This is a genomic window from Psychromonas algarum, from assembly GCF_004376845.1.
Classification (GTDB): Bacteria; Pseudomonadota; Gammaproteobacteria; order Enterobacterales; family Psychromonadaceae; genus Psychromonas.
The window spans coordinates 348036-358258 of record NZ_SNUW01000003.1; the positions used below are offsets into that span (position 1 = coordinate 348036).

Consider the following 10223-nt stretch of genomic DNA (forward strand, 5'->3'; position numbering starts at 1 on the left):
ATACTATAGGAAACACAAGTGCTATGAGCAAAAAAGTCGTGGTTATTTATTCAGGTGGAATGGACTCATACACTGTTTTACACAAAGCAATAGAAGAAGGATTAACTCCTTTTGCGTTAACTTTTGATTACGGGCAACGCCACGTAAAAGAAATAAAAGTGGCAAGTGATGTTTGTAAGGAATTAGGAATACACCATAAAGTTATTGATATTACTGCAATAAATCAGCTTATTGGAGGTTCTTCTCTAACTGATAATTCAATTGATGTTGCATTAGGTCATTATCAAAATGACAACATGAAAAGTACCGTTGTGCCTAACCGAAATATGATTTTATTATCTTTAGCAATTGGCTATGCAGTATCAATTGGAGCTGAAAAAGTATATTACGGAGCACATTCAGGTGACCATGAAATTTACCCTGACTGCCGCCCTATTTTTGTTGAAAAGATGAATGAAGTCGCAGCAGTTGCAAACTATGAAGCAACCGAAATTTATTCACCTTATTTAAACAGTAACAAAATTGGGATTTTGAAAGACGGGATCAGAATGGGCTTAGATTATAGTAAAACATGGACCTGCTATAACGGCCGAGAAAAAGCTTGTGGTCAGTGCGGTAGTTGTGTTGAACGTTTAGAAGCTTTTGAACAAAATGGTATTAAAGATCCCATTGCATATGAAATAGAATAATATTTTTCCTTTGATATTGTTATTAAATAAGGTAACCCATGCTTGATATTAATCTAGATTTTTCACAAAAAGTAGTGATTGAGACACAGCAACAAGCATGGGTAAATAGTCCAATGCTAGGGGTTAAACGTAAACCACTAGCTCGTGCAGCTAATGAAAAGCATATAACCAGTATCGTTGAATATGCTGCAGATTCCTACTTTAGTGAACATAAGCATCCTAATGGAGAAGAAATTTTTGTTCTTGAAGGAGTATTTTCAGATCAAGATGGAGACTACCCTGCGGGAACTTATATACGTAACCCTCCCAATAGTCGTCATAAACCTTTCAGTAAATTAGGCTGTTTGATTTTTGTTAAATTGAATCAATTTGATCATCAAGATACAAAAGCTATTAGAATAAACAGCAATGAAACCGAATGGCTACAAGGTATTGGCAATTTACAAGTAATGCCATTACACGACTTTGAAGGGCAACATACAGCCTTAGTAAAATGGCCTGCTGGCGAGCACTTCCAACCTCATAAGCATTTTGGAGGTGAGGAGATATTAGTTATTTCAGGCGTGTTTCAAGATGAGTTTGCTTGTTACCCAAAACATACTTGGATCCGTAGTCCACATATGAGTCAGCACAATCCCTTTGTGGAAGAGGAAACCATTATCCTAGTAAAAACAGGACATTTACCACTAGATTAATATCTATACTATAATTTTTATTCTTCATGAAGAATGCTATAACTAAATATTTTGTTTATCCGCTATTCCCTAACTGTGCTTTTTTTTATAAAATATAGGGTTAAGCCATTATTTGGCTAATTTATTCACCAGACAATTTTTATTGTTTTTATTAGAGAGCTGAAATGTTATTAGATCCTTACTTTATTAAGCAAGACAGCAACATCATCATTAGTGCAGAACAAGCAAGTACCTTTGCTAAGAAAGAGTGCCAAGATTTTAATCCTATCCATGATCCAAATTCAAAACGATTTTGTGTACCTGGCGACCTATTATTTGCATTAGCATTAAATGAATACGGTATCAGTGAATCAATGAAATTTTCTTTTACTAATATGGTCGGAGATAGTACGCCATTAAACTTTCCTAAAACAGCTGATGAAAATATCATTGTTAATAATGAACAAGGAAAAAGTGTTTTAGAGATTGAACGCAAGGGAAAGATCAGCCATGACCCTAAATTATTAGAATCACTGATCAAAAATTATGTCGTTTTTTCAGGACAAAATTTTCCAACCTTATTGATGCCATTAATGGAAAAACATCAAGTAATGTTTAATACAGCACGTCCTTTAGTCATGTATAACAGCATGAATTTCGAGCTAGATACTTTACATTTAAATAACTCATTACACGTAGAATTAGCAGAAAGTAAACTAGATGTTGAAGCTAAACGAGCTAATGAATTTTTACATTTTGATATTTATGATGGTGACAAAGTAGTTGGTCGAGGTGTTAAAACCGTCGTTGTAGGCGGATTAAAACCTTACGACCATGAAGCGATCACTACATTTGCTGAGAGTTATTTAGCCGCTCGAAATGCATTTTAAACTGCTTTTTAGTTCATTATAATTTCAATATAGGGAAAACAAATGTTTTCCCTTTTTTTATTGCCCTGTATTTTCCCTCTCCTTTAAATAATAAAAAAAATTCCACTTCAACTATTGAAAATGCTTTTTAGTGCCCCTAATTACATAAATATGATGCGGAGACCAATTCAAAATATCCCATCAGTTATTGTTTTATTTTATTTACTCGAAGGAGAACTTATTATGAATACAATTGATTTAACTCCCCTATACCGTAACAGTGTTGGCTTCGATCGTTTAGCCTCATTAATTGATAATGCATTCAGTAGCGATACAAAAACATCAACGTATCCACCATATAATATCGAGGTACTTGGTGAAAATGAGTACACTATCTCCCTTGCTGTCGCTGGATTTTCACAAGATGAATTAGACATTCAAGTAGAGAAAGGAGTATTAAGTATTTCAGGTAATAAACATAATACCGAAAAAGAACATAAATACCTTCACCAAGGTATCCCTAACCAGTCCTTTGAACGAAAGTTTAACTTAGCAGATTATGTAGAGGTTATCGGTGCAGACCTATCCAATGGTTTATTAAATATTAATTTAGTGAAAGAAATTCCAGAAACGATGAAAGCTAAGAAAATAGCAATAAATCAGATAAATAAATCTTTAACAAACCAGAAAGAAGAAAAAATAATTAACGATAAAAGCAAGCTAAAAAGCGCTTAATAATCGATATTAAGATAAAGAATAGACACAATAAGTAACGAAAAAGAGGCGTAAAATACGCCTCTTTTTATTATCATATCTCTAGAGATAAATAGATACTGGTATTGCACTGCAACACTGCTTTTTAACCTATCAAACAACATAGCTAAAAAGAGAAATGAAAGTATCAGTCACCAAAAGTTTATGGAGCCCCATACTTCCTAAAATCCTACGAGCATGAAGCGATAACTACATTTTCTGAGAATTATTTAACCGCTCGAAATGCGTTTTAATCGTACCAACGATGAAAAGAGTATTAACTAATCCTTTCATTTCCACTGCATTTATTTACCACTATAACGTCCTGGTTTATGGTTAATCACTAACACTAAATTACAGGCAGTTGCCCCAATAACCGATAAAAGAATCGCACGCATATCAACAATAAAAATTGCCATCAGCAATACCACAAAATCAACAGACATTTGAAACTTACCAATGGATATTTTATATTTTTGGGATAAAAACTGCGCCAAAATCATTAACCCGCCCAAACTCCCCCCATGTCGGAACAACATCAATAATCCATAACCAATTAATAGGCCACCGATCACCGCTGAATAAACTGGGTCTAAAAAACTAATGGTTATAAAAGTAGGGGTAAACTCAACAAAAATAGACAGTAAAAAAACAGCAATAAAAGTTTTCAAAGTAAACTTGGGCCCTAATTGCTTATACGACAAAATATAAAAAGGCAGGTTGATGATAAAAAACACTTCACTAAAGCTAAAATGAGTGGCGTACTGCCCCAAGAATGACAGGCCAGCAGTCCCTCCAATTAATAAACCAGTTGCTTTAAAAAACGTAATACCAAGTGAAGCAAGTAATGTCGCAATGATAATCGCTTGAACATCTTCGATTAAGCTATGTCGATTTTCTGGCATGCAATTCTCTTTAATAAATTTAAAGCATTAGTTATAGAATATTAATAAAATCAGCCAAAATTGAAAATCCGGTGTATTCCACCTAATTCACTATTAAAACTAAAATATTCAATGATTTATCGATAAATATCGTCAGCTTAAATTTATAACATGTAAGATCTGATCTACCAAACATTTAGCGACTGACTTAACTTGCTTTAGATTTTTGAGTCTAGAAGTGCACAATTAATATAGCCTGTTATTATCACAAGCCCAATTAATTACAGCATTGCTAATCCGTACTATCGCTAGCATTAAGCTCAACGGCGAAAACGTAAATTATCAACCGATAATTGATCGATTGATGTTTTTCCCATTAACTTCATATCTCGCTCTAATTCTGATTTCATTAACCCCAATGCTCTTTCAACACCCGGTTGACCTGCGGCAGCAAGTGGATAAAGATACATTCGTCCAATGCCAACTGCTTTAGCTCCTAATGACAATGCTTTAAGCACATGTGTTCCTCGTTGTACCCCACTATCAAAAATAACATCAATTTCATCTCCAACTTCATCAACTATTTCAGCGAGTTGATCAAATGAACTACGAGAACCATCTAATTGTCGACCGCCATGATTAGAAATAATGACACCAGTACAACCAATTTCGACTGCTTTTCTTGCATCCTCTCTACTCATAATGCCTTTTAAACAAAACTCACCATCCCAGAACTTCACCATTTCAGCTACATCATTCCAGTTCATTGAAGGGTCTAACATATTAGTAAAGTAGTCACCAATTGAAGTCGCTCCGTTTCCCATATCAATATGAGCTTCTAATTGAGGTAAGCTGAAAGGTTCATGGGTAACATAATTAATTCCCCACATTGGCTTTAATACAAACTGCAACATGCCTTTAAGATTTAACCGAAACGGAATTGAAAAACCAGTCCGTAAATCACGCTCCCTATTTCCACCAGTAATAGAATCAACCGTTAACATCATAACTTGTACACCTGATGCTTTTGCACGTTCCATCATGGCTCTATTTAAAGCTCGATCTTTATGAAAATAAAATTGGTACACTTGTGGAGTATTTGTCTGCTTAGCGATCTCTTCCATACTTACTGTACCAAGTGAAGAAACACCAAACATAGTGCCATATTTCTCAGCAGCACCTGCAACAGCCCTTTCTCCTTGATGATGAAACAAACGTTGCAAAGCAGTTGGGGAACAATAAATAGGTAGGTCCAGTTTTTGCCCCATGATGGTGACAGACAAATCAACCTCTTTCACACCTGTTAAAACACTCGGAATTAAATCACAAGTTTCAAAAGCAGCCGTATTACGCCGATAAGTAGACTCATCATCAGAGCCTCCATCAATATAATTAAAGATAGGAGTAGGCAAACGTTTTTTAGCTAAGAGTCTAAAATCATGGAAGTTATAACAGTCTTTCAGTTGCATCATCATATACCTTATCTTTATAGAGAGATCCTGCGCTTAACTATAGTCAGCAAGCGACTTATATCTATTTTAAATAGGCATAATTTTATAATTTATGATGCTTATCTACATATCAGAGGTAACTTAAAGGCGTTAAAAAAAGGAAGTAACATTCACTATAAATAAGAATAATTAAATCAAACAGTGATTAATCTTCTTTTTCTATTTAAGTTTAACAACCGCAATATTCAATCTAGCTAATGCAGCAAGATTAGCAAAATCAAGAGCTTTCCTTAACGTTTATGGATGCCCGATATTTTTCTTCCATGTTTGTTATATGTACTTTTCCACTAGGCCACAATCACTTACCAATAACACTCCAATACCAGATTTTTTTATCTGGTTGGCACATGTTTTCAATCAGATATTTATGATGGGCATTATTTGGTAGAGCGATAAATGATTCAGAATTGGGATACTCACTTAAAGCTTTAAATGCAGCAACTATTGCGACACCAACATGTACTTTAACCTGGGATTTACAAATTCTTTTCCAAATTTAGAGGATCCTCATTTTGAGGAGGTAGCACCTTTAGCTTCCACGTAGCATTTAACCCCAATCAGATTAGAAGCAATAATATCTACGCCAGTTTGTTTTGTAGTTAATTTTTGGGTTATTTCATACCCACTTTTATCAAATATGAACAGACAGCTTCAACAACATCATTTTCAGTTAACATCAATCTTCCCTGTACATATAACGCCTAATCAGCGGACAAAAATTGTTTTCCAAACTTGTTAAGGAACGAAACATGGCAAACTGTTTTTGTTCCGTTTAAATTTCTTATTAGCTGTTTTCCATTTAATAATGATAACGACAAGATATAATTGTTAAATGTTTATCAGTGACGGCATAAACCAATCTATTAGTTTCATCAATTCTACGAGACCAAAAACCAGACAAATTTTCTTTCAATGGTTCTGGTTTTCCAATGCCCTCAAATGGAGATCTTTTTGCATCATTAATTAGCTTGTTAACTCTCTTAATTGTTTTTCTGTCTTGTCCTTGCCAATAAACATAATCACCCCAAGCTTCATCTGTCCATGCGAGTAGCCTAGTCATTAAGAATCTCTCTCTCTGTAACTTTACCCAGCTGGTACTGCTCGATTGATTTTGATAAATGTGCAGCATTTGCTGGCGATTTTAGTAAATGAACAGTTTCCATCAAGCTATTGTAATGCTCCAGAGACATTACAACTGCATCTTCTGCATCTCTACGGGTTATAACGGTGTAGTCGACATCATTTACAACATTATCTAAAACTGATTTGAGTCCATTTCGTGCTTCAGTGAACGATACAATACGCATAAATTACCTCATTAGTTGTACAATTAATAAGACAAGTTTAACTAAAAAAACACACATGTGCAATATTAGGTACAAGTTAAGTTTCAAGTACAGCTAACGCCGTGCTCTGAGGCAAACCGAAACGCAGCGTAGGTTTGTCCCTAGCAGCACTTTGTTACGCCATTAATTTTTTCAGGTCAATTTCAAATTCTGATTCAAGAAACTGAACTGTAATTGGTTGATTGTCTAAAGATGCTTTAATTTTTTGGGGCGTATAAATGCCCGATTTGCTCTTAAATTTTGCATCTTCACGATCCAGAGTAATGAACCAATTGACTAAAGCCACATATTCTGACTTTTCTTCTGAATCTGAATTATCTGCCATATTTTGGCATTTTAATGGTAAAGACAACAAAGGAGCATCTTTGATATACACTTGCTGAATGGGCAAAGCCTCTTTTGTAATTTTTCCTATTCCCAAATACCCTTTCTTCGGAAGATATGCTGCAATCACATCACCTACTTCAAAACTAAGCATTGCATCTCTGAATCGCGGAGCCTGACCAGCGGAGATAAATCCGTACTTTACGTAATCATCCCAGTTTCTATGTGGCCCTTCACCGACATTGTAGTAATAAAGACCATTTTGAAAGTCGAAACCAGAAAGCTTTTTATATAGCGTATCGTGTGGGCGAAAATTTTTTGAGTAATGGCCTGAGGACACATTTGTGAGCTGCTTTCCCAATTTCCACAACAGTGTTTTCTCGACCAATAATGCATCATGCTCTGACAACCCACGAGAAATAATACGTATGATTGGCTCTAACCCTTCCTTTTTAATTGCCTTTATTCGTTTTGATTTTTCGCTATCGCTATCTTCGAATAAATGAGCGTCCTTCCGAGAACCTTTTCCTTTCCCATAATAAAACTCCTCAAAATTTCGAGGATCTATATAAACGTAAACATAATACTCGCTCATAACTTCCTTAAGGCATAACGAGGCTGTAGAATTTCTCATTTCCAGCCTGATTTTTAATTATAAAAACACAGTATTTTATATGTACATGATATTCAAATAGATTATTGAATTTTAAGTAAATGATTGATTAATTTGAGTTGTAAAGACGCATATGAGGTTAATTAGGCTGGATTCTTGCTGTTTAAGGGCTTTAGCCCTTGGCTTAATATAAACTATTCCTTAATTTTTCTATATTATGAACAAGACAATACATTTGCCATTGGGCATTCACTTTTTCTTGCCCGCGCAGTGTGAATTTATTCATCCCTTTATTCACCGTAATATTACCAAATACAGGCTCAATGGCGCCTAATCGTTTGCTATATTGGCGTCGTCCTATTGGGCTATCTATCTTAACTTTCATTTTATCGCCATAGCTTAGCTTTTTCCGTGATTCATTATTTTTAAATTGGACTTGCCTTCCTCTATCATTCGGTGGTTTACGCATGCATTGCTGTTGTAAAGGGCATAACTTACAGTCTTTTAAATAACCACAGAATCGTGTGTATTTTTGCTTGTGACTCTTTATATTTATCCCACTTCGCCACATTTCATTACCTGCAGGGCAATGACAGATTCGTGTCACAACAAGTATTGGACACCCACTAGCTCATCGCAATAAAATCAAACCTTTAGAATGAAAAGTTGATGGGTGTCCAGTAGTTTCTGTGTGAGCCAACTGTATTTAGTCCTTGTTTAACAGCTTGTTAGGGCTTTCTTAGGATTGCTCATATCTATAAAGCTTGAGCTAGTTGACTTAAAATCAGGTAGGTTGTCATACATACTTTCTGTAATTTCCGGCAATTTATCCAAATAGGAGGTAGCTCGACGGTTGCTAACAACTTTCGCTCTATTTGTTAATTCAGATTTTGAGTTTGCCGTTAATTTTTTCATTTCTCTAAGAACTCAACTATTTTTTTGTCTTCTATGTCAGTGAAACAGAATTCTTTGACTCGTCTTGTGGCTGAATTTACACCATGTTTATAGGCTTTTGAAGTTCTCTTTTCACATACTTCAATCATTTTGATTGTCCCCTCAACTTCTTGTCGCCATATTCTCTTGTTTTTATCTAGAACATACTCCCAGTCTAGGATAGAACCATCAATATCTGCAAGTCCGTTTACAATCTCTACAGGTGAACCATAACGATCGCCCGGATTAGGCTTTAAACATTTATTTATCACTGTTTTTAATTTTTTAGGAATATGCAAAGGATATGCCTTTCTATCTGGGAATCTACCAGCTCTTACATCACCACCAAGCTCTGGCCACGTTTTATACTTGCTAAACTGGCGGTCAAACTCTTTGTCTCCCACACACATACGATACATAGTTAAACCAGCTTGATAAATATCAAATCTATTGTCAAAAATATATTGAGCATTACCGAAGTATTCTGGAGGAAATTGCTTCCCATACAGCATTGGCTGTTTTGCTAGGCCGTTTCTGTCCATTGGTTTTGATTGACCAAAATCAGCTAATAATGCTTCATTTCTATCAGAAATAAGAACATTATCAGGCTTTATGTCAAAATGAATCAATCCTTTTGAATGCACATTATGTAAGCCGTTTAAGAAATGAGTTGAGTATCTAATGATCTCTCTAACAGTAAGGCTTTTTTGTGCCATCTTCTTTTTAAGAGAACCATTACGATAAAAAGGCGAAGCCACATAAACTTTTTTGTCATCTTCACATGCATAGCAAACTTGAACTATATTCGGGTGAGTACTTTTATACAGCGCCTGTGCTTCTTCGAAGTAATCTTTAGAAGAAAAACCATGCTTTATTTCTATTTCTTTAATTACTATTTCTGCATCTAAATTTTGATCATGGGCTCGGTATACTTTTGAGTTTTTACCTTCATGCCCAATTTCTTCTAACTTTTTAAATGATACTTGAGCTTTTTGATATGCAAACATTAAGCTAGTGCCCCCATCGCTGTCAAAACGGACTCTCGCGCCGGTTTAGTTCGACAAACATCCCAATTATCGATCAATTCAAACACCTTATCTCCTTTAAATACGGACTCTAATTCTTTACCTGTCATATTTAATTTCGAAGCGATTGAGTTTTTTCTACCAACAAAATATTTGTCAACATTACTACTGGAAAATGCTTCTTGAATAACACCTTCAATGTGCAATCTTGTTACATCTAAGTTTTGTGCATTACTCTCTGCAACCCTAACCCCTGCAATTGAAATATTATATTCTCGCAATATATCTAAGACACAATTTCGAATATATTTTAATTTCTCAGGGAAATCTAATGCAGCTGGAATTTTAATAAGCTCAATATTGATTATTTTGAAGTTTTCATTTTCAGTGTTAATTACTGAAAATGTTGTTTTTTTAGGTTCTACTCTAATTCCTAAAATATTCATAAGATCCCTTTTGAGTGGACGGAGAGCCCTAACGAGGCTGTAGAATAACTCGTTTTCAGCCTACTTAATTTAAATAAAAACCAGATTAACTTACATTTACTTGAGATTAAATAGATTATTCTGTTTTCAATAACTGATTGATTAAATTGAGGCTTA

At 34.9% G+C, this 10223-nt stretch carries 11 protein-coding genes and 1 pseudogene; 4 read left to right on the plus strand and 8 right to left on the minus strand.

Going from position 1 to position 10223, the window contains the following annotated elements; translation table 11 throughout:
• Positions 1–23: 23 nt before the first annotated feature.
• The 4 genes from queC (at position 24) to E2R68_RS03740 (ending at position 2967) form a co-directional block, all read left to right on the plus strand.
• Entirely contained in the window at positions 24–689 is a 666-nt protein-coding gene (gene queC, locus E2R68_RS03725; protein ID WP_134276162.1) for a 7-cyano-7-deazaguanine synthase QueC, read from the plus strand.
• Between the two features lie 38 nt (positions 690–727).
• Positions 728–1384, plus strand: a complete 657-nt coding sequence (locus tag E2R68_RS03730) for a cupin domain-containing protein (RefSeq protein ID WP_134276163.1) — start codon at positions 728–730, stop codon at positions 1382–1384.
• A gap of 164 nt (positions 1385–1548) precedes the next feature.
• Positions 1549–2253 carry a DUF3581 family protein gene (locus E2R68_RS03735; RefSeq protein ID WP_134276164.1) on the plus strand — a complete coding sequence of 235 codons (705 nt, stop codon included), beginning with the start codon at positions 1549–1551 and terminating at the stop codon, positions 2251–2253.
• 222 nt (positions 2254–2475) lie between these two features.
• On the plus strand, positions 2476–2967 hold the full coding sequence (locus tag E2R68_RS03740) for an Hsp20 family protein (RefSeq protein ID WP_208380108.1): 492 nt from the start codon (positions 2476–2478) through the stop codon (positions 2965–2967).
• Positions 2968–3290: 323 nt separating this feature from the next.
• On the opposite strand, the gene E2R68_RS03745 is transcribed toward E2R68_RS03740, so the two are convergent.
• The 8 genes and pseudogenes from E2R68_RS03745 to E2R68_RS03785 all read right to left on the minus strand — a co-directional run bounded on the left by E2R68_RS03745 (position 3291) and on the right by E2R68_RS03785 (position 10067).
• Complete coding sequence (locus tag E2R68_RS03745; protein WP_134276165.1) at positions 3291–3890, minus strand: YitT family protein; 600 nt, start codon at positions 3888–3890, stop codon at positions 3291–3293.
• A gap of 299 nt (positions 3891–4189) precedes the next feature.
• Entirely contained in the window at positions 4190–5344 is a 1155-nt protein-coding gene (locus E2R68_RS03750) for an alpha-hydroxy acid oxidase (RefSeq protein WP_243834587.1), read from the minus strand.
• A gap of 835 nt (positions 5345–6179) precedes the next feature.
• Entirely contained in the window at positions 6180–6440 is a 261-nt protein-coding gene (locus E2R68_RS03760; protein ID WP_134276166.1) for a Txe/YoeB family addiction module toxin, read from the minus strand.
• The gene (locus E2R68_RS03765; protein ID WP_134276167.1) at positions 6433–6687 is read right to left on the minus strand and encodes a type II toxin-antitoxin system Phd/YefM family antitoxin; all 255 of its coding nucleotides are present in this window, start codon (positions 6685–6687) and stop codon (positions 6433–6435) included. Before E2R68_RS03765 ends, E2R68_RS03760 begins: the two co-directional genes overlap by 8 nt.
• Positions 6688–6841: 154 nt before the next feature.
• A complete protein-coding gene (locus E2R68_RS03770) occupies positions 6842–7645 on the minus strand; it encodes a GIY-YIG nuclease family protein (protein ID WP_134276168.1) in 804 nt (267 codons plus the stop codon).
• 202 nt (positions 7646–7847) lie between these two features.
• A pseudogene (locus E2R68_RS03775) lies at positions 7848–8267 on the minus strand (transposase); the annotation flags it as partial.
• Positions 8268–8574: 307 nt separating this feature from the next.
• A complete protein-coding gene (locus E2R68_RS03780; RefSeq protein ID WP_134276169.1) occupies positions 8575–9603 on the minus strand; it encodes a serine/threonine-protein kinase in 1029 nt (342 codons plus the stop codon).
• Positions 9603–10067, minus strand: a complete 465-nt coding sequence (locus E2R68_RS03785; RefSeq protein ID WP_134276170.1) for a hypothetical protein — start codon at positions 10065–10067, stop codon at positions 9603–9605. The genes E2R68_RS03780 and E2R68_RS03785 overlap by 1 nt, the downstream gene beginning before the upstream one ends.
• Positions 10068–10223 lie beyond the last annotated feature (156 nt).

Excerpts from the sequence above, each read along its gene's own strand:
- E2R68_RS03735 (WP_134276164.1), top strand. The coding sequence starts at position 1,549 with ATGTTATTAGATCCTTACTTTATTAAGCAAGACAGCAACATCATCATT.
- queC (WP_134276162.1), top strand. The coding sequence starts at position 24 with ATGAGCAAAAAAGTCGTGGTTATTTATTCAGGTGGAATGGACTCATAC.
- E2R68_RS03770 (WP_134276168.1), bottom strand. The coding sequence starts at position 7,645 with ATGAGCGAGTATTATGTTTACGTTTATATAGATCCTCGAAATTTTGAG.
- E2R68_RS03745 (WP_134276165.1), bottom strand. The coding sequence starts at position 3,890 with ATGCCAGAAAATCGACATAGCTTAATCGAAGATGTTCAAGCGATTATC.
- E2R68_RS03785 (WP_134276170.1), bottom strand. The coding sequence starts at position 10,067 with ATGAATATTTTAGGAATTAGAGTAGAACCTAAAAAAACAACATTTTCA.
- E2R68_RS03730 (WP_134276163.1), top strand. The coding sequence starts at position 728 with ATGCTTGATATTAATCTAGATTTTTCACAAAAAGTAGTGATTGAGACA.
- E2R68_RS03780 (WP_134276169.1), bottom strand. The coding sequence starts at position 9,603 with ATGTTTGCATATCAAAAAGCTCAAGTATCATTTAAAAAGTTAGAAGAA.
- E2R68_RS03760 (WP_134276166.1), bottom strand. The coding sequence starts at position 6,440 with ATGACTAGGCTACTCGCATGGACAGATGAAGCTTGGGGTGATTATGTT.
- E2R68_RS03740 (WP_208380108.1), top strand. The coding sequence starts at position 2,476 with ATGAATACAATTGATTTAACTCCCCTATACCGTAACAGTGTTGGCTTC.
- E2R68_RS03765 (WP_134276167.1), bottom strand. The coding sequence starts at position 6,687 with ATGCGTATTGTATCGTTCACTGAAGCACGAAATGGACTCAAATCAGTT.
- E2R68_RS03750 (WP_243834587.1), bottom strand. The coding sequence starts at position 5,344 with ATGATGATGCAACTGAAAGACTGTTATAACTTCCATGATTTTAGACTC.